Source organism: Streptomyces sp. NPDC051677, from assembly GCF_044453465.1.
Taxonomy (GTDB): domain Bacteria; phylum Actinomycetota; class Actinomycetes; order Streptomycetales; family Streptomycetaceae; genus Streptomyces.
Map to the genome: position 1 here is coordinate 119,050 of NZ_JBITCT010000003.1, position 19,474 is coordinate 138,523.

14 protein-coding genes are annotated in these 19,474 nt (G+C 69.9%); 9 read left to right on the forward strand and 5 right to left on the reverse strand.

Annotated elements, in window-relative coordinates; genetic code table 11:
• Positions 1 to 29: 29 nt before the first annotated feature.
• Entirely contained in the window at positions 30 to 1,616 is a 1,587-nt protein-coding gene (locus ACIBAF_RS05000; RefSeq protein ID WP_399461697.1) for a site-2 protease family protein, read from the reverse strand.
• A 186-nt stretch (positions 1,617 to 1,802) separates the two neighbouring features.
• On the opposite strand from ACIBAF_RS05000, the gene ACIBAF_RS05005 reads away from it, so the two are divergent.
• Positions 1,803 to 2,756 (forward strand): RecB family exonuclease, encoded by a 954-nt coding sequence (locus ACIBAF_RS05005; protein ID WP_399461698.1) that lies wholly within the window; start codon positions 1,803 to 1,805, stop codon positions 2,754 to 2,756.
• Positions 2,757 to 2,800: 44 nt separating this feature from the next.
• Positions 2,801 to 3,472: a response regulator transcription factor gene (locus ACIBAF_RS05010; RefSeq protein WP_020141342.1), complete on the forward strand. Its 672-nt coding sequence runs from the start codon at positions 2,801 to 2,803 to the stop codon at positions 3,470 to 3,472.
• Between the two features lie 65 nt (positions 3,473 to 3,537).
• Here ACIBAF_RS05010 and ACIBAF_RS05015 read toward each other — a convergent pair whose 3' ends face one another.
• The 4 genes from ACIBAF_RS05015 to metH all read right to left on the reverse strand — a co-directional run bounded on the left by ACIBAF_RS05015 (position 3,538) and on the right by metH (position 11,607).
• Positions 3,538 to 5,121 (reverse strand): ABC transporter substrate-binding protein, encoded by a 1,584-nt coding sequence (locus tag ACIBAF_RS05015; protein ID WP_399461699.1) that lies wholly within the window; start codon positions 5,119 to 5,121, stop codon positions 3,538 to 3,540.
• Between the two features lie 71 nt (positions 5,122 to 5,192).
• Positions 5,193 to 6,800: an ABC transporter substrate-binding protein gene (locus ACIBAF_RS05020; RefSeq protein WP_399461700.1), complete on the reverse strand. Its 1,608-nt coding sequence runs from the start codon at positions 6,798 to 6,800 to the stop codon at positions 5,193 to 5,195.
• Between the two features lie 477 nt (positions 6,801 to 7,277).
• Complete coding sequence (locus ACIBAF_RS05025) at positions 7,278 to 7,976, reverse strand: HAD family hydrolase (RefSeq protein WP_399461701.1); 699 nt, start codon at positions 7,974 to 7,976, stop codon at positions 7,278 to 7,280.
• Between the two features lie 112 nt (positions 7,977 to 8,088).
• Entirely contained in the window at positions 8,089 to 11,607 is a 3,519-nt protein-coding gene (gene metH, locus ACIBAF_RS05030; protein WP_399461702.1) for a methionine synthase, read from the reverse strand.
• A 386-nt stretch (positions 11,608 to 11,993) separates the two neighbouring features.
• Between metH and ACIBAF_RS05035 the strand changes: the two genes are divergently transcribed.
• The 7 genes from ACIBAF_RS05035 (at position 11,994) to mtnB (ending at position 19,448) form a co-directional block, all read left to right on the forward strand.
• Positions 11,994 to 12,758: an IclR family transcriptional regulator gene (locus ACIBAF_RS05035; protein WP_399461703.1), complete on the forward strand. Its 765-nt coding sequence runs from the start codon at positions 11,994 to 11,996 to the stop codon at positions 12,756 to 12,758.
• A 400-nt stretch (positions 12,759 to 13,158) separates the two neighbouring features.
• Positions 13,159 to 13,953: an MIP/aquaporin family protein gene (locus ACIBAF_RS05040; RefSeq protein ID WP_079663356.1), complete on the forward strand. Its 795-nt coding sequence runs from the start codon at positions 13,159 to 13,161 to the stop codon at positions 13,951 to 13,953.
• A gap of 73 nt (positions 13,954 to 14,026) precedes the next feature.
• On the forward strand, positions 14,027 to 15,565 hold the full coding sequence (glpK, locus tag ACIBAF_RS05045; protein ID WP_399461704.1) for a glycerol kinase GlpK: 1,539 nt from the start codon (positions 14,027 to 14,029) through the stop codon (positions 15,563 to 15,565).
• 19 nt (positions 15,566 to 15,584) lie between these two features.
• Entirely contained in the window at positions 15,585 to 17,201 is a 1,617-nt protein-coding gene (locus ACIBAF_RS05050; protein ID WP_399461705.1) for an FAD-dependent oxidoreductase, read from the forward strand.
• Between the two features lie 311 nt (positions 17,202 to 17,512).
• A complete protein-coding gene (locus tag ACIBAF_RS05055) occupies positions 17,513 to 18,112 on the forward strand; it encodes a 1,2-dihydroxy-3-keto-5-methylthiopentene dioxygenase (RefSeq protein WP_399461706.1) in 600 nt (199 codons plus the stop codon).
• Positions 18,109 to 18,843, forward strand: coding sequence for an acireductone synthase (gene mtnC / locus ACIBAF_RS05060; protein WP_399461707.1), 735 nt, complete (start codon positions 18,109 to 18,111; stop codon positions 18,841 to 18,843). The genes ACIBAF_RS05055 and mtnC overlap by 4 nt, the downstream gene beginning before the upstream one ends.
• Positions 18,840 to 19,448 carry a methylthioribulose 1-phosphate dehydratase gene (gene mtnB, locus ACIBAF_RS05065; RefSeq protein WP_399461708.1) on the forward strand — a complete coding sequence of 203 codons (609 nt, stop codon included), beginning with the start codon at positions 18,840 to 18,842 and terminating at the stop codon, positions 19,446 to 19,448. The genes mtnC and mtnB overlap by 4 nt, the downstream gene beginning before the upstream one ends.
• Positions 19,449 to 19,474: the final 26 nt, after the last annotated feature.

The window sequence follows — 19,474 nt, forward strand, 5'->3', positions numbered from 1 at the left end:
CGGGGCCGCCGACCACTGCGGGGGCCGGGTCAGGACGGCCTGGCCATGGCTTTGACGAAGGCGCGCTCGACGTCGGCGGCGGACAGGACGCCGAAGATCTCGCCGGTCTCCTCGACGACGAGGTATTCGGTGGCGGGGGTGGCGCGCAGGACGTCGAGGAGGTCTTCGCCGGCGAGTTCGGCGGAGACGCGCATGCCGTCGGTGAGGTCCTGGGCGAGGCCGCTGACGGCGACCCAGGGTCGTCGGTGTTCGGGTACGCCGACGATGGCGGCCTCGCGGACGAGGGAGAGGGGTTCGCCGTGGGCGTCGACGACGACGAGGGCGCGGGCGCCGGCGTCGTTGGCGCGGCGGAGGGCTTCGGAGAGGGGGGTGTTGGTTTCGACGGGGACGGCGCGGCGGGTGAGGGTGCGGGCGCGCAGTTCGGGGAGGTGTTCGCGCAGGCGGGCCATGCGCAGGCTGTTGCCTGCGCCGGTCCAGATGATCGCGGCGAGGATGGCGGCGAGGAGGGCGTCGGTGACGGTGTCCATGCCGACGCTGTCCTCGGCGCTGGAGCCGAGCGCGCCGGACTGGGTGAGCAGGGGCAGGCCGATGAGGACGGAGACGGCGAGGGCGCGGCCGACCCAGGCGGCGGCGATGGTGCCGCTCATGGGCTTGCCGGTGATCTTCCAGACGACGGCGCGGAGCATGCGGCCGCCGTCGAGGGGGAGGCCGGGCAGGAGGTTGAAGATCGCCACGATGAGGTTGGAGATCATCAGGCCGGCCAGCAGGACGCCGGGGACGGTGCCGGGCTCGACGGGCTGCATGGCGAGGTAGAAGAGGCCGGCGAGGGCGAGGGAGAGGAGGGGGCCGACGAAGGCCAGCCAGAACTCGCGGCCGGGGGTCTCGGCTTCCTTCTCGATCTCGGAGACGCCGCCGAAGAACTGGAGCTGGATGCGGCGGACGGGGAGTTTGAAGCGGAGCGCGGCGATGGTGTGGGCGAGTTCGTGGATGAGCACGGAGGCGTAGAAGGCGACGGCGAAGAAGAGGGCGACGAGGTAGCGGGCGGCGCCGAGGTCGGGCAGGACGCGGTCGAGCTGGCCGCCGAAGACCCAGGTGATGAGGGCGGCTACCAGGAACCAGCTGGGGGCGACGTAGACGGGGACGCCGAAGGGGCGGCCCATGAGGAGTCCGCCGCGGGGCTGCTCCGGGGGGCGTTGGGGTGGGGGGCCTTTGGGGAGGGCCGGGGGCGTCGGCTGTCCGGTCTCGGCTTCGGCGTCGTCGGCTTTGCCTTCGGCCGGGGTCCTGTCCCCACCGGTGCCGCTTGAGCCGCCCGTGCCACTGGTATCGCCTGTGCCACCGGTATCACTCGCGACTCCAGCATCACCCGTGCCCGCGGTATCACCCGTTCCCGCGGTCTCACCGGTACCACCCGTGGTGCTTTCGGCGTCGGGGGTGGGGGGCCCTTGCGGGGTGTCCTCGCCGTCGGCGGCGGGCTCGCTCGGCTTCGCCGTGGCCGCGGGCTGCGGTGCGGCCGGGGTCTGGGCGAGGTCGGTGGCCGGAGACGCAGGTGTGGCGGGGTGCTCGGCCGACTGTTCGTTGTCCGGCCGCGGCCGCCCGCTCCCGCCGCTTTCCACCACGGTTTCCCCTCGATCGAAGCGTCTCCCGCTCGTGCCGGGCGGGAGGGTCTGGGACCGATGGTATGCGGCGGTCGGGACGCGTTCCGCCTCGGCACCCCCTGTGTTTCCCCGCTCGTCGCAGCTGTTCGGGGTGTGGCGGGTGCGCGGGCTGGGTGACTGTCAGTGGTGGGCCGTATGGTCTGGGGCATGGAGAGCAGCAGCGAGGGCGTCGTCCCGGCGGGTGACGGCGGTGTGGTGGCGGAGTCGGCGGGGGCGGCCGTCCCGGAGGCGGCAGTGGCCGTGCCCGAGGCGGGGGCGGCGGTTGTCGCGACGGCGCCTGCCTCGCTGTCGCCCTCGCGGGCCGGTGATTTCATGCAGTGTCCGCTGCTGTACCGATTCCGGGTGATCGACCGGCTTCCGGAGAAGCCGAGCCCGGCGGCGACGAAGGGGACGTTGGTGCACGCGGTCCTTGAGCGGTTGTTCGACGCTCCGGCGGCGGAGCGGACCGCGCCGCGGGCCAAGTCGCTGGTTCCGGGCCAGTGGGACCGGCTGCGGGAGACGCGGCCGGAGGTCGGGGAGCTGTTCGCCGACGATCCTGAGGGTGAGCGGCTGGCGGGCTGGCTGGCGGAGGCGGAGGGGCTGGTCGAGCGCTGGTTCACGCTGGAGGATCCGACGCGGCTGGAGCCCGCCGAGCGGGAGCTGTTCGTCGAGGCGGAGCTGGAGTCGGGGCTGCGGTTGCGCGGGATCATCGACCGGGTGGATGTGGCGTCGACGGGTGAGGTGCGGATCGTCGACTACAAGACGGGCAAGGCGCCGCGCGCGGAGTACGCGGACGGTGCGCTGTTCCAGATGAAGTTCTACGCCCTGGTGGTGTGGCGGCTGAAGAACGTGATTCCGCGGCGGCTGCAGCTCGTGTATCTCGGCAGTGGGGATGTGCTGACCTACGATCCCGTCCTCGCCGATCTGGAGCGGGTCGAGCGCAAGTTGCTCGCGCTGTGGGAGGCGATCCGGCTGGCGACGCAGACGGGTGAGTGGCGGCCGCGGCCGACCAAGTTGTGCGGCTGGTGCGATCACCAGGCGCACTGTCCGGAGTTCGGCGGCACTCCCCCGCCGTATCCGCTTCCGGTGACGCTGCCGGTGAGGGCGGCCGAGTCGGAGTAAGGGGCGCAGGGCAGAATGGGGCCGGGCTAGAGAAGGAGACTTACGTGGCCATCCGCGTCCTACTGGTCGATGACCAGCCGCTGCTGCGCACGGGCTTCCGGATGATTCTGGAGGCCGAGCAGGACATCGCGGTCGTCGGCGAGGCCGGAGACGGCCTGCAGGCTCTTGACCAGGTGCGGGCGTTGCAGCCCGATGTGGTGCTGATGGACATCCGGATGCCGCGGATGGACGGGGTGGAGGCGACCCGGCAGATCACCGGGCCGGGGCGGGACGGTCCGGCGAAGGTGCTGGTGCTGACCACGTTCGATCTCGACGAGTACGTGGTGGAGGCGCTGCGGGCGGGGGCGAGCGGGTTTCTGTTGAAGGACGCGCCCGCCAACGAACTGGTGCAGGCGATCCGGGTGGTGGCGGCGGGTGAGGCGATGCTGGCGCCGAGCATCACGCGTCGGCTGCTGGACAAGTACGCCACGCATCTGCCGTCGGGCGACGAGCCGGTGCCGGACACGCTGCACACGCTCACCGACCGTGAGGTGGAGGTGTTGAAGCTGGTGGCGCGGGGCCTGTCGAACGCCGAGATCGCGGCCGATCTGTTCGTCAGCGAGACGACGGTGAAGACGCATGTAGGTCATGTGCTGACGAAGCTGGGGCTGCGCGACCGGGTGCAGGCCGCGGTGTACGCGTACGAGAGCGGTCTGGTGCGTCCCGGCGCGCAGTAGGCGGCCATGGGTTCGAACGCAGGGCGCCCCTCCGGGCAGGAGGGGCGCCTTGTCGCGTTCGGCTGTCAGCCCTTGCTGAGTTCCCAGAAGCGGAACACCGTCGAGGCGTCGAGGCAGTTCTCGAGGCCGTAGACGTGGTCGCCGACGACGGCGTACTGCTTGGCCTGCCAGATGGGCAGGACGGGCAGTTGTTCGGCGACGAGGTTCTGGACGTCGCCGAAGTCGGTGCCGGTGGCGGTGCGGTCGCTCTGGGCGGCGGTGCGCGGGATGAGCGTGCCGGTGATGGCTTCGTTGGTGTAGTTGTTGCCGAGGACGTTGCCCTTGCCGAAGAAGGGCGAGGTGAAGTTGTCGGCGTCGGGGTAGTCGGGCACCCAGCCCTTGACGTAGACGCCGTACTTGCCGGCGGCGATGTCCTTCTCGTACTGGTCGTAGGCGACGGACTTGACGTCGGCGTCGAACAGGCCGCTGGCGTTGAGCTGGGCGGCGATGGCGGCGAGTTCCTGGTCGGTGGCGGGGCCGTAGCGGGACGGGGTGGACCAGAGGGTGAGCTTCACCTTGCCGGTGATGCCCTCGTCGGCGAGTGCGGCGGCGGCCTTGGCCTTCGAGGGGCGGGCGCCGTAGCGGTCGAAGAAGGCGGTGTTGTGGCCCGTGATGCCGGCCGGGACGATCGAGTAGAGGGGGTCGGCGGTGCCCTGGTAGACGTCCTTGATGAGGGCTTCGCGGTCGATCAGGTGGGCGATGGCGCGGCGGACGCCGAGCTTTCCGGCGACGGGGTCGGTCATGTTGAAGACGAGGTGCTGGACCTCGGCGCTGCTGCCCTCGACGACCTCGGCGGCCGCGTCGTCGGTGCTCTGCTGGATGTCGGAGATGTCGGCGGCGGTGAGGCCGCGGTAGGCGATGTCGACGTCGCCGGCGAGCAAAGCCTTTTTGAGGGCCTTCTGGTCGCCGCTGAAGAACTTCAGGGTGACGCCGGTGTTCTGGGCGTCGTCGGCGGTGCCCCGGTAGTTCTCGTTGACGGAGAAGACGGCTTCGTCGTCGCCGAAGGAGTCCAGTTTGTAGGGGCCGGAGCCGACGGCGCCGCCGTCCTCGCGCAGGCTGCCGGCGTCGTATTCCCTGTGGTCGACGATGGAGCCGGCGCCCGAGGCGATCTTGCTGGGGAAGGTGGCGTCGGGGACCTTCAGTTTGAAGACGACGGTCTTGGCGTCGGGCGTCTCGACCGTGTCGAGCATGGGGAACATGATCGCCGGGCCGGCGTCGTCATTGATCTTCAGCATGCGGTCGAAGGAGAACTTGACGTCCTCGGAGGTGAGCGCGTCGCCGTTGCTGAACTTCAGGCCGTCCTTCAGGGTGCACGTGTAGACCTGGGTCCTGGTGTCGCTGAAGGAGCACTCCTTGGCCGCGTCCGGCTCGGGTTCGGTGCCGCCCTTGGGGAAGCTCAGCAGCGACTGGAAGACGTTGTTGAACAACAGCCAGGAGCCGGGGTCGTAGCCAGAGGCGGGGTCGGTGGCGAGGACGTCGTCCGACATCCCCAGGACCACGGCGGAGGCGTCGCCTCCGGAGCCCCCGCTCTGGGTGCCGCAGCCGGTGAGCAGGCCGGAGGCCAGCCCCGCCACGATCGGCAGGACCGGCCACTGGTTACGCATGTTCACTTGGTGCCTTCGTCGTCGGTTCTCGTCACACCGGGGTCCCCGTCCCGGGCCCCGGACCGTCAGGGCTTGCGTCAGTTGCTGGTGCCGCGGCCGAGCTCCCACAGCTGAAGGGTGGCGGAGGAGTTCAGCGCGTAGGCCGTGCCCGTGACGTCGTTGTTGGCGGCGACGTACTGCTTGCCCTGCCACAGCGGGAGGATCGGAACGTCCTTGGCGACGGTGTCCTGGATCTCCTTCAGGCTCGTCGCGGCGCTGAGGCGGTCGGCCTCGCGACGGGAGGCCGGGATCAGGTTGTTGATGATGTCGCTGTTGGCGTACGGGGACTTGAGGAAGTTGTCCTTGTCGAGGAACGGCGCGACGAAGTTGTCGGCGTCGGGGAAGTCGGGGAACCAGCCCATGCCCCAGACGGCGTACTCGCCCTTGCGCTCGGCCGGGACGAACGAGTCCCAGGCTGTGCCCTGGATGGTGACGTCGAACAGGCCGCTGTCGTTGAGCTGCTTCTGCAGCGTCTCGAACTCCTGCTTGGTGGCCGGGCCGTAGTGGTCCGTCGTGTAGTTCAGCGTCAGCTTCACCGGGGTGGTGATGTCCGCGTCGCTCAGCAGGGACTTGGCCTTGGAGACGCTCGGGTCGCCGTAGGCGTTGAAGAACGAGTTGGAGTGGCCGGTGAGGGTGGCCGGGACGAGCGAGTAGAGCGGCTCGGCCTGGGAGCCGTACACCTTGGAGACGAGCTCGGCGCGGTTGACGACCTGGGCCATCGCCTGGCGCACGGCCTTGGACTTGACCGTGGGGGCTGTGGTGTTGAAGGCCAGGTAGCGGATCTCGAGGCCGTTGAGTTCGACCATGTCGATGTCGCCGCTGGGGGAGCCCTCGGAGAGCTTCTTGATCTGCTCGGGCGACATGGTGCGGGTCATGAGGTCGATGTCGCCCTTTTGCAGGGCGGTGCCCATGGCGTCGGCGTCCTTGTAGGAGACCATGTCGACCTCGTCGTTGTTCACGTCGAGCGTCCCCTTGTAGTTGGGGTTCTTCGTGAACACGGCCTTGGTCATCTCGTCGCCGTCGGTCTCGGCCTTGAGGGTGTAGGGGCCGGAGCCGTCGACCGCGAAGCCGTCGCGCAGCTTGCCCTTGTCGTAGTCGTCGGGGTTGACGATGCCGGCGACCGGCGTCGACAGCTTGAAGGGGAAAGTGGCGTCGGCGGTCTTGAGGTGGAAGATGACTTCGTTGTCGCCCTGCGTTTCGATGGTGTCGATGGTGGACAGCAGGGCGAAGACGCCGGAGTCGGCCTTGATGGTGCGGGCGCGCTCGATGGAGAACTTGACGTCCTTGGCGGTGATGGCGTCGCCGTTCGCGAACTTCAGGCCGCTGCGCAGCTTGCAGGCGTAACGCTCGTTGCCGCTGTCGGTGAAGCTGCAGCTCTCGGCCGCCTCCGGGACGGGTTCGCCCTCGCCCTTGGGCTGGATCATCAGGGTCTGCACGGTCTGGCGCAGGATGTTCCAGGTGCCGACGTCGTAGGAGTACGCCGGGTCGAGCGGCGCCGGGGCGTCCTTGGTGGCGGTGAACCGGTCGGTGGTGCCGACGACGATGGCGTCGCCGCTGCCGCTGCCGCTGTCGGACCCGCCGCAGGCGGCGAGAACGGGCGCGAGCAGACCGACCACGGCCGGCAGCACCAAAGTCTTGCGGTTCATGCTCGAGTTTCTCCAGAGCTGTCGGTCCGTGTATCCGGCATGCAGGGGTGTCGCAGCGGATCACGGGGTACGGCGATGTTCTCGCGACGAGATTAGTCCGCACCAGCACGACGGTTCGCAGCCACCGGAGTTGAAAGCCCATCACGCTGCGAAACCGGCTGTGGACGCACTGAACAACCGTCAGCGGAAGGATTCGTACAGCGAATCACCAATCGGGACACAAAGACGCGCCCGAGCCCCTCCGACAGGGGCTTGAAGCACACGGAGAGTCATCTGTCGACCCCCGGCCAGGTGGGGAACGTCACACGCTCAAAAGGGTTCGAGTGGGGCGGAATTCGGCCGTCCAGAAGGCGCCGATGAAGATCCGAATTCCCCCGCGCGCACGCCCGCCGAATTCCTTGTTATCGGCGGTGCACGCTGGGTGAACGCTCTCTCGCATTTCCGTTGCCGGTCGCTCTCCAATGATCGTCGTGGCGATCATCGGAGCGGCATCAGGCCACGCAGAAAAGGCAGGTCGACCTGTTCCAGGGAGGGCACGACGGTGCGGCGCGCGGACGGTGCGATGGGGGCCACGGAGGGCACCACGACGACGTGACAGCCCGCCGCCTCCGCCGAGGCGACGCCGGTCGCGGTGTCCTCGACGACGGCGCATCTGGTCGGGTCCACGCCGAGGCCGGCGGCGGCGAACAGGTAGGGGTCGGGGTACGGCTTGGTGCGCGGGACCTCGTCGCCGGCGACGCTCAGCCGGAAGTGCTCGGCGCCGAGCGAGATCAGGACGCGGTCGATGATGCGCCGGTGGGAGGCGGAGACGAGGGCCGTGGGGACCTCGTGCTCGGCCAGCTCGGCGAGCAGCCGGGCGGCTCCCGGCATCAGGGGCAGGGCGCGGGTGATGCGGTCCTCGAACCCCTCGTTGAGCAGGACGGTCAGGTCGGCGAGGGTGATGTCGGCCCCGGTCGCCTCGATCAGGAACCCGGCACTGCGGCTCATCGGGCCGCCGACCACCACATGGCGCCAGGAGTCGTCGAGGGGGTGGCCGAGTCCGGCGAAGATCTCGGCCTCGACGTCCCACCAGAAGCCCTCGGTGTCCACCAGAGTGCCGTCCATGTCGAGGAGCACGGCCTGCAGGGCTGAGCCCTCGGCCGTGCGGGTTACTGACGCGGGAACCGTGCTGGTCATCCACGTACCTCCTTGAGGGACGAGCAGGCCGGTTCCCGCTGGGGAACCGGCCTGCAGTGGACCGACCAGTGTACGACTTATCCGATCAGTGTGCTCAGTGGCGCGCCTGGGGTCACCGTGCGTTGAAGTACTTCGCCTCGGGGTGGTGGATCACGATGGCGTCCGTGGACTGCTCGGGGTGGAGCTGGAACTCCTCGGACAGGTGAACGCCGATCCGCTCGGGCCGCAGCAGCTCGGCGATCTTGGCGCGGTCCTCCAGGTCGGGGCAGGCGCCGTAGCCGAGGGAGAAGCGGGCGCCGCGGTACTTCAGGGCGAACATGTCCTCGATGTCGGCCGGGTCCTCGCCGGCGAAGCCGAGTTCCGAACGCACGCGCGCGTGCCAGTACTCGGCGAGGGCCTCCGCCAACTGGACGGACAGGCCGTGCAGTTCGAGGTAGTCGCGGTAGGAGTTCGACTCGAAGAGCTTGGCGGTCTCCTCGCCGATGCGGGAGCCGACGGTGACGACCTGGAAGCCGACGACGTCCGTCTCCCCCGACTCCTCCGGGCGGAAGAAGTCGGCCAGGCACAGGCGGCGGCCGCGGCGCTGGCGGGGGAAGGTGAAGCGGGTGCGTTCGTTGCCCTGTTCGTCCAGGATGATCAGGTCGTCGTCCTTGGACACGCAGGGGAAGTAGCCGTAGACGACGGCGGCTTCGAGGAGGTTGTCGGTCTGGAGCCGGTCCAGCAGGCCGCGCAGCCGGGGTCGGCCCTCGGTCTCGACGAGTTCCTCGTAGGTGGGTCCGTCGCCGGTGCGGGCCTGCTTCAGACCCCACTGGCCCTTGAACAGGGCGCCCTCGTCGAGCCAGGAGGCGTACTCCTTGAGCTGGATGCCCTTGATGACGCGGGCGCCGTCGAACGGCGCCTTGGGGACGGGGTTGTCGGTGGCCACGTCGGAGCGGACATGGCCCTCCTCCGGGCGTTCCTCGACCTCGACGGCGGCCGTGCTCGCGCGCACCCGGCGCTGCTTGAGGTCGGGCAGCTTCGCGCCGGGCACGCCCCGCTTGACGCCGATGAGGGCGTCCATGAGGCGCAGGCCCTCGAAGGCGTCGCGGGCGTAGCGGACCTCGCCCTCGTAGATCTCGTGCAGGTCCTGCTCGACGTAGGCCCTGGTCAGGGCGGCGCCGCCGAGGATGACGGGGTAGTTCGCCGCGAGGCCGCGCTGGTTGAGCTCCTCCAGGTTCTCCTTCATGATCACGGTGGACTTGACCAGGAGGCCGGACATGCCGATGACGTCGGCGCGGTGCTCGGCGGCGGCGTCCAGGATCGCGGAGACGGGCTGCTTGATGCCGAGGTTGACGACGTTGTAGCCGTTGTTGGACAGGATGATGTCGACGAGGTTCTTGCCGATGTCGTGGACGTCGCCGCGGACGGTGGCCAGCACGATCGTGCCCTTGCCGTCGTCGTCGGTCTTCTCCATGTGCGGTTCGAGGTGGGCGACGGCGGCCTTCATGACCTCGGCGGACTGGAGCACGAAGGGCAGCTGCATCTGGCCGGAGCCGAACAGTTCGCCGACGACCTTCATGCCGTCCAGGAGGGTCTCGTTGACGATGTCCAGCGCCGGGCGGCTCTGCAGGGCCTCGTCGAGGTCGGTCTCCAGGCCGTTGCGCTCGCCGTCGATGATGCGGCGCTTGAGGCGCTCCTCCAGGGGCAGCGCGGCCAGTTCCTCGGCCTTGCCGGCCTTCAGGGACTTCGCCGTGGCGCCCTCGAAGAGCTGCATGAGCTTCTGGAGCGGGTCGTAGCCCTCGGACCGGCGGTCGTGGATGAGGTCGAGGGCCGTCTGCACCTCTTCCTCGGTGAAGCGGGCGATGGGCAGGATCTTCGAGGCGTGCACGATCGCCGAGTCCAGGCCCGCCTTGACGCACTCGTCGAGGAAGACGGAGTTGAGCAGGATGCGGGCGGCCGGGTTGAGGCCGAAGGAGATGTTCGACAGGCCCAGGGTGGTCTGGACGTCGGGGTGGCGGCGCTTGAGCTCGCGGATCGCCTCGATGGTGGCGACGCCGTCGCCGCGGGACTCCTCCTGACCGGTGCAGATGGTGAAGGTCAGGGTGTCGATGAGGATGTCCTCCTCGCGGATGCCCCAGTTCCCGGTGAGGTCGTCGATGAGCCGTTCGGCGATCTCGACCTTCTTCTCGGGGGTGCGGGCCTGGCCCTCCTCGTCGATGGTGAGGGCGATCAGCGCCGCGCCGTGCTCCTGGGCCAGCCGGGTGACCTTCGCGAAGCGGGACTCGGGGCCGTCGCCGTCCTCGTAGTTGACGGAGTTGATGACCGCGCGGCCGCCGAGCTTCTCCAGGCCCGCCCGGATGACCTCCACCTCGGTGGAGTCCAGGACGATCGGCAGGGTGGAGGCGGTGGCGAAGCGGCCGGCGAGTTCCTCCATGTCGGCGACGCCGTCGCGGCCGACGTAGTCCACGCACAGGTCCAGCAGGTGCGCGCCCTCGCGGATCTGCTCGCGGGCCATCTCGACGCAGTCGTCCCAGCGGCCGGCGAGCATGGCCTCGCGGAACTTCTTGGAGCCGTTGGCGTTGGTGCGCTCGCCGATCGCGAGGTAGGAGGTGTCCTGGCGGAAGGGGACGCTCTGGTAGAGGGAGGCGGCGCCGGCCTCGGGGCGCGGGGTCCGCTCCACGGGGGTCAGGTCGCGGACGCGTTCGACTACCTGGCGCAGGTGCTCGGGGGTGGTGCCGCAGCAGCCGCCGACCAGGGACAGGCCGTAGTCCCGGACGAAGTTCTCCTGGGCGTCGGCGAGCTCCGGCGCGCTCAGCGGGTAGGACGCTCCGTCCTTGCCCAGCACGGGCAGGCCCGCGTTCGGCATGCAGGCCAGCGGGATGCGCGCGTTGCGGGCGAGGTAGCGCAGATGCTCGCTCATCTCGGCCGGGCCGGTGGCGCAGTTCATGCCGATCATGTCGATGCCGAGCGGCTCCAGCGCCGTCAGGGCGGCGCCGATCTCCGAGCCGAGGAGCATCGTGCCGGTCGTCTCGACGGTCACGGAGACGATCAGCGGCAGGTCCAGGCCGGCCAGCTCCCGGGCGCGGTGGGCGCCCAGGACGGCGGCCTTGGTCTGCAGCAGGTCCTGGGTGGTCTCGACGATGAGCGCGTCGGCTCCGCCGGTGATGAGGCCCTCGGCGTTTCGCTGGTAGGCGTCGCGCAGCGTGGTGAAGCCGATGTGGCCGAGGGTGGGCAGCTTGGTGCCCGGGCCGATCGAGCCCAGGACCCAGCGCCGGCGTCCGTCGCGGGCGGCGAAGGCGTCTGCGGTCTCCCGGGCGATGCGGGCGCCCGCCTCGGACAGTTCATACACCCGTTCGGGGATGTCGTACTCGGCCATGGCGGAGTGGTTTGCGCCGAACGTGTTGGTCTCGACGCAGTCCACGCCCGCGGCGAAGTACTCCTCGTGCACGGAGCGGACGATGTCCGGCCGGGTGATGTTGAGGATCTCGTTGCAGCCCTCGAGGTTCTCGAAGTCCTCCAGGGTGGGCTCCTGGGCCTGGAGCATGGTGCCCATGGCTCCGTCGGCCACCACGACTCGGGTGGCCAGGGCCTCTCGGAGCGCGGACACACGGGTCCGGCTGTCGGCGGAAGGGGTCGGCGGCACAGAGGCCATGAAAGGGCTCCCTCAGATGCGACGGCTGTCGGCTTTGCGTCACCTCAGGATGCGTGCCGAACGGCTTCCCGAGGAGAGCGCACGCCGTCAGGGTAGCCGGGACGGAGGCCTTATGGTCAGGGGCGTCCACGGGGCGGACGAGCGGGACGGCCGGACCGCGACCCGATCACGAGCGAGGCACGAGCGTCGCACGACCGGGGCGCGGCCGGGGGCGCGACCGGTGCACGGACGTGCGACGGGCGCGCCACTCCGGGGAGACGAATGACGTAACACGTATCGACCGACCATTAGCGGGAGGTCGACATGGACCGGTAGTGTTCGACATTGCCGAACGGCGGTAGCAGCTACCGCGCGTGGTCGGTCGAGGGGACGGAGGCAGGACGGCGATGGCACGGAACATCCAGTCGGTCGAACGTGCGGCCGCGATGCTGCGGCTGCTCGCGGGCGGCGAGCGGCGCCTGGGCCTGTCGGACATCGCCTCGTCCACGGGCCTGGCCAAGGGCACCGCCCACGGCATCCTGCGCACCCTCCAGCAGGAGGGCTTCGTCGAGCAGGACGACGCCTCCGGCCGCTATCAGCTGGGCGCGGAGCTGCTGCGCCTGGGCACCACGTACCTGGACGTGCACGAGCTACGCGCGCGCGCCCTGGTGTGGACGGACGACCTGGCCCGTTCCAGCGGCGAGAGCGTGCACCTGGGCGTGCTGCACCAGCAGGGCGTGCTGATCGTGCACCACGTCTTCCGGCCCGACGACAGCCGGCAGGTGCTGGAGATCGGGGCCATGCAGCCGTTGCACTCCACGGCCCTGGGCAAGGTGCTGTCGGCCTACGATCCCGTCGCGCACAGCGAGGCGCTGGAGGCCGAGCGCAAGCCGTTCACGGACCGCACGGTGTGTGAGTCGGACGCCTTCGAGCGCATCCTCGACCTCACCCGCGCGCGCGGGTACGCGGCCGACGTGGAGGAGACCTGGGAGGGCGTGGCCTCCATCGCGGCGCCGATCCACGACCGGCGGCGCATGCCCGTCGGCGCGGTCGGCGTCACAGGCGCCGTGGAACGCCTGGGCCGGGACGGCGAGCTGCGCCCCGAGCTGATCGCGGCGGTGCGCGACTGCGCCCGCGCGGTGTCGCGGGACCTGGGCGCCGGTCGCTTCTGAGCGACCCGCCGCACCTGAGGAAAAGCCTGGGCAGGCACCGGCGGGCAGCTGAGAAGTCCGTGAGAGCAGGCCGGGACGGCGGGATGCCGTTCCGGCCTCGGGCATACGCTGAAACAGCCTCTTACATGAGCAAATAGGGCGAGAGTATGCGCACCGACCCGAAGATCGATAACTCGCATCGATCAATAACGATCGAGTTTTCGATAACAGCACCCTTGACGCACACGTGACACCGGAGCAAGACTCCCGTCCATCGGTCGGCATTGTCGAACACCTAACGGCAATACACGCTAGAGTGTGACAACGCCAGAGGCCGGCATCGCTCTCACCCCGAGGGCGCTCGAACCCCCGGCGGGACCCGGGGTTCGGCTTCCCTGGACGAAGGACAAAGGAGTCGCGGGTGTCCAGCTCCGACATCTTCATCGGCGAGACCATCGGTACCGCCATACTCATCCTGCTCGGCGGCGGCGTCTGCGCCGCCGTCACGCTGAAGGCCTCCAAGGCCCGCAACGCCGGCTGGCTCGCCATCACCTTCGGGTGGGGTTTCGCCGTTCTGACGGCCGTCTACACCTCGGCGCCCCTCTCCGGCGCCCACCTCAACCCGGCGGTCACCCTCGCACTCGCGATCAAGGACGACGACTGGAGCAACGTTCCGGTCTACTGGGGCGGACAGCTGCTCGGCGCCGCGATCGGCGCCACCCTGGTCTGGGTCGCCTACTACGGCCAGTTCCACGCGCACCTCACCGACAAGGAGATCGTCGGCGGTCCGGGGGCGCAGTCCACGAAGGTCAAGGCCGTCGAGGCACAGGAGCAGGGGGCCGGCCCGGTCCTGGGCATCTTCTCCACCGGCCCGGAGATCCGCGTCGTCTGGCAGAACCTGGCCACGGAGATCATCGGCACCATCGTGCTGGTGCTGGCCGTCCTCACCCAGGGCCTCAACGACAAGGGCAACGGCCTCGGCAACCTGGGCGCCCTGATCACCGCGCTCGTGGTCGTCTCGATCGGTCTGTCCCTCGGCGGCCCGACCGGCTACGCGATCAACCCGGCCCGTGACCTCGGTCCGCGCATCGTCCACGCCCTCCTGCCCCTGCCCAACAAGGGCGGCTCCGACTGGAGCTACGCCTGGATCCCGGTGGTCGGTCCGCTGATCGGCGGCGCGATCGCTGCAGGCATCTACAACGTCGCTTTTGCTTAAGAGCACCAGCCGCACCCTGTAGTCAGCAGCGCCGTACAGACAGCCCCCCAACCACGGAACCCAGGAGCACACAGTGACCGACGCGCACACCGCCGGCCCGTTCATCGCCGCCATCGACCAGGGCACCACCTCCTCCCGCTGCATCGTCTTCGACCGGGACGGCCGGATCGTCTCCGTCGACCAGAAGGAACACGAGCAGATCTTCCCGAAGCCGGGCTGGGTCGAGCACAACGCCAACGAGATCTGGACCAACGTCCAGGAGGTCGTCGCCGGAGCCATCGAGAAGGCCGGCATCACCCGTGACGACATCAAGGCCATCGGCATCACCAACCAGCGTGAGACCACGCTGCTGTGGGACAAGAACACCGGTGAGCCCGTCCACAACGCCATCGTCTGGCAGGACACCCGCACCGACGCGCTCTGCAAGGAGCTCGGCCGCAACGTCGGCCAGGACCGCTTCCGCCGCGAGACGGGCCTGCCGCTGGCCTCCTACTTCGCCGGGCCCAAGGCCCGCTGGCTGCTGGACAACGTCGAGGGCCTGCGCGAGCGCGCCGAGGCCGGCGACATCCTCTTCGGCACCATGGACAGCTGGGTCATCTGGAACCTGACCGGCGGCGTCGACGGCGGCCACCACGTCACCGACGTCACCAACGCCTCCCGCACCCTGCTCATGAACCTCCACACGCTGGAGTGGGACGAGAAGATCGCCGAGTCCATCGGCGTCCCGCTGTCGATGCTCCCCGAGATCCGCTCCTCCGCCGAGGTCTACGGCGAGGTCACCGGCGGCAAGCTCGGCGACCTGCTCGGCGGCATCCCGGTCGCGTCCGCGCTCGGCGACCAGCAGGCGGCCCTGTTCGGCCAGACCTGTTTCGCCGAGGGCGAGGCCAAGTCGACGTACGGCACCGGCACGTTCATGCTCATGAACACCGGCGAGAAGATCATCAACTCCTACTCCGGCCTGCTCACCACCGTCGGCTACCGCATCGGCGACGACGCCCCGGTCTACGCCCTCGAGGGCTCGATCGCCGTCACCGGCTCGCTGGTGCAGTGGATGCGCGACCAGATGGGCCTGATCTCCACCGCCGCCGAGATCGAGACGCTCGCGCTCTCCGTCGAGGACAACGGCGGCGCCTACTTCGTGCCGGCCTTCTCCGGTCTGTTCGCCCCCTACTGGCGCTCCGACGCCCGCGGTGTGATCGCCGGCCTCACCCGGTACGTCACCAAGGCGCACCTCGCGCGCGCCGTCCTGGAGGCCACCGCCTGGCAGACCCGCGAGATCACCGACGCCATGACGAAGGACTCCGGCGTCGAGCTCGCGGCCCTCAAGGTCGACGGCGGCATGACCTCCAACAACCTGCTGATGCAGACCCTCTCGGACTTCCTGGACGCCCCCGTGGTGCGCCCGATGGTCGCCGAGACCACCTGCCTCGGCGCCGCCTACGCCGCCGGTCTCGCCGTCGGCTTCTGGACCAGCACCGACGACCTGCGCGCCAACTGGCGTCGGGCCGCCGAGTGGACCCCCCGCATGGACGCGGACGCCCGCGACCGTGAGTACAAGAGCTGGCTCAAGGCCGTGGAGCGGACCATGGGCTGGATCGAAGACGAAAACTGACGAGGAGTAAGAACCCCACATGACCAGTCAGTCCACCCTGCAGTCCGTGCCTGCCCTGGGGACGCGCCCGGCGTCCGGCTCGAACCCGAGCCGTGCCGAGACCCGGGAGCAGCTCTCCAAGGCGTCGTACGACCTCCTCGTCATCGGCGGCGGCATCCTGGGCATCTCCACCGCCTGGCACGCCGCGCAGTCCGGCCTCAGGGTGGCCCTGGTCGACGCCGGCGACTTCGCCGGCGCCACCTCCTCCGCCTCCTCCAAGCTGCTCCACGGCGGTCTGCGCTACCTGCAGACCGGCGCGGTGAAGCTGGTGGCGGAGAACCACTTCGAGCGCCGTGCGGTCTCCCGCCAGGTGGCCCCCCACCTGGCGAACCCGCTCACGTTCTACCTCCCCGTGTACAAGGGCGGGCCGCACGGCGCGGCGAAGCTCGGCGCGGGTGTCTTCGCCTACTCCGCGCTGTCGGCGTTCGGCGACGGCGTCGGCCACCTGCTGTCCCCGGCCAAGGCCGCGCAGGACGTGCCCGAGCTGCGCACCGACAACCTCAAGGCCGTGGCCGTGTACGGCGACGACCAGATGAACGACGCGCGCATGGCGCTGATGACGGTCCGCGCGGCCGTCGAGGCGGGCGCGGTGGTCCTGAACCACGCCGAGGTGAGCGGGCTGCGGTTCACCAAGGGCCGGGTGACGGGCGCCGAGCTGCGCGACCGCACGTCCGGCGACGAGTTCGGCGTCGACGCCCGTCTCGTCCTGAACGCGACCGGCCCCTGGGTCGACCACCTGCGCAGGATGGAGGACCCGAACGCGGCCCCGTCCATCCGCCTGTCCAAGGGCGCGCACCTGGTCCTGAAGCGCACCGCCCCCTGGAAGGCCGCGCTCGCGACCCCCATCGACAAGTACCGCATCACCTTCGCCCTCCCCTGGGAGGACATGCTGCTGCTCGGCACCACCGACGAGGAGTTCGAGGGCGACCCGGCCAACGTGTCGGTCACCGAGAAGGACACCGCCCAGATACTCGACGAGGCCGCGTTCTCCATCCGCGACCAGCAGCTGTCCCGGGACCTCATCACCTACTCGTTCGCGGGTCTGCGCGTACTGCCGGGCGGCCCCGGCGACACGGCGAAGGCCAAGCGCGAGACCGTGGTCACGGAAGGCCGTGGCGGCATGCTGTCCGTCGCGGGCGGCAAGTGGACGACGTTCCGGCACATCGGCCGTACGGTGATGAAGAAGCTGGAGGCGCTGCCGGGCGCTCCGCTGGGGGACGACTTCGAGCCGATCTCCTCGCTGCCCAAGAAGCTGCCGCTGCCGGGTGTCGCGAACCCGCGTGCGGTCGCGCACCGGCTGCTGGTCGACAACCCGGCGCCCGGGCCGCGGATGGCCGCCGACACGGCGAAGCACCTGGCCACGCACTATGGCTCGCTGGCGTTCGACATCGCGCGGCTGGCGAACGAGAACCCGGAGCTGGGCGAGCGGGTTCACCCCGACGCTCCGGAGATCTGGGCTCAGGTCGTGTACGCGCGGGACAACGAGTGGGCCGAGACGCAGGATGACGTGTTGCGGCGGCGCACGACGCTGACGATCCGGGGGCTTGCCACGGATGACGTCCGGAGCAAGGTCCAGGATCTGCTCGACAAGAAGTAACGGGCTGCATTTCGTCCGAAGGGGCGTGGGGGCCGGTCGCGCAAGCGTGCCGAGCGTCCGCGCCCTTTTGCAGCGTTCGGGGCTGACGGAGGCCGCGATCAGGCCTGCTTGACGGCGAGGCTGTGGGCGCCGTCGGCGGAGGAGGCCAGGAACACGCGGTGTCCTGCTTCAACACCGCGTCGCTTCAGTCCAGTTCGCGACCGGCCTGGGCCATCGGGGTTTACCATCGCGGGACCGGCACCTGCCCTGGCGTGAGATCACCGCCCTCCCCCACTCCTCCTTTCGCCTTCCAGACTCCTGGAGTTGCATCCATGACGCTGCTGACGACCTGGTCCGAGTCCGGCCCGGAGACCCTGGTCCGCCGCCACTGTGACCCCGCCGAGATCGCCGAGGCCCTCAGGCCGCTGGGCGTGCGCTACGAGCAGTGGCCCATCCGTGCGGACGTGCCGTTCGACGCGGACAGCGAGACGGTGTTCGCCGCGTACGGCCCGGAGATCGAGAAGCTCACCGCGCAGGAGGGCTTCACCACCGTCGACGTCCTCGGTCTGCACCCGAGCGACGACCCGGAGTTCCCGGCGAGGGCGAAGGCCGCCCGCGAGAAGTTCCTGCAGGAGCACACCCACGACGACGATGACGAGGTCCGCTTCTTCGTCTCCGGCTCCGGCGTCTTCTACCTCCATGTGAACGGGGAGGTGCACGCGGTGCTCTGCGAGAAGGGCGACCTGCTGGGCGTGCCGCGCGGCACCACCCACTGGTTCGACATGGGCGCCGAGCCCTCCTTCACGGCGATCCGCTTCTTCCACGAGGAGGACGGCTGGGTCGGCAACTTCACCGGCTCGACGATCGCCTCCCGCTTCCCCGACCACGACACGCTCGCGGCGGGCTACGAGGCCGACCGGGCCGCCACGTGAGCGTGCGGGACCTGACGTACGACGTGGACGCCGTGGTGCTCGACATCGAGGGCACCACGAGCGCCACGGGGTTCGTCGTCGACGTGCTGTACCCGTACTCGCGCGCCCGCTTCGCCGAACTGCTCACCGAGCGCGCCGAGGAGCCGGCCGTGGCGCGGGCGATCGCGCAGGTCCGGGAGCTGACGGGCGAGCCGGACGCCGACGCGTCGGCCGTCGAGAAGACACTGAACGCCTGGCTCGACGACGACCGCAAGGCGACCCCGCTGAAGACCCTCCAGGGCGTTGTCTGGTCCGAGGGCTTCGCCCGCGGCGACCTCGTCTCGCACTTCTACGACGACGTCGTACCGCGGCTGCGCGGCTGGCATGCGGCGGGCGTGCGGCTGTACGTCTACTCGTCCGGTTCGGCGGCCGCGCAGCGGGCGTGGTTCGCCCACAGCCCCGAGGGCGACCTGACGTCGCTCGTGTCGGGGCTGTACGACACCGAGAACGCGGGCCCCAAGCAGGAGCCGGCGTCGTACCGCCGTATCGCGGAGGCGACGGGGATCGCCGGGCGCCGTCTCCTCTTCCTCTCCGACCGGCCGGGCGAGCTGGACGCGGCCCGCGAGGCCGGCTGGCACGCCGTCGGGATCCGGCGGCCCGGGGAGCCGTTCTACGAGGAGGGCGTCGGCGACCACGCACAGGCGGGGACGTTCGACGAGATCACCGTCCGCGATTCCAGGAGCACTTCATGACCGCCGACATCACCGCCCTCGACCTGGAGGAGGCGGGGGCGGTCCTCGCCGCCGAGTCCGCGCGCTTCGCCTCCTTCGGCTGGATGCGCGGCACGTCCGGCAACCTGTCGGCGGTGCTCACCCGCGACCCGCTGCGCCTCGCGGTGACCGCGAGCGGTCACGACAAGGGCGAACTGACGCCCGCGGACGTGGTGTTGGTGGACGGCAGCGGCGGCGCCGTACAGGGCGGCAAGCCGTCTGCCGAGGCGGAGCTGCATGCGCGGGTGGCCGCGCTGACCGGTGCGGGTGCGGTCGTGCACGTCCACACGGTGGCGTCCGTGGCGCTGGGCCACCGGCACCCGGGCGGGATCGTGTTCCGGGACCTGGAGATGCTCAAGGGAATCGGCCAGCCCGCGCACGACGTCGAGGTGACGCTGCCGGTCATCGCCAACAGCCAGGACATGAAGGTCCTCGGCGACCGGCTGGAGGCGGCCCGCGAGCCCCGGATGCCGGCGGTGGTCGTGGCCGGACACGGCCTGTACGTGTGGGGCGACAGCCCGCGCCAGGCCCGTCACCACACCGAAGTGGTCGAGTGGCTGCTGGAGTTGGAGCTCGCCCGGCGCTGATCGCTTCCTTCTGGTTCAGGTGGCCG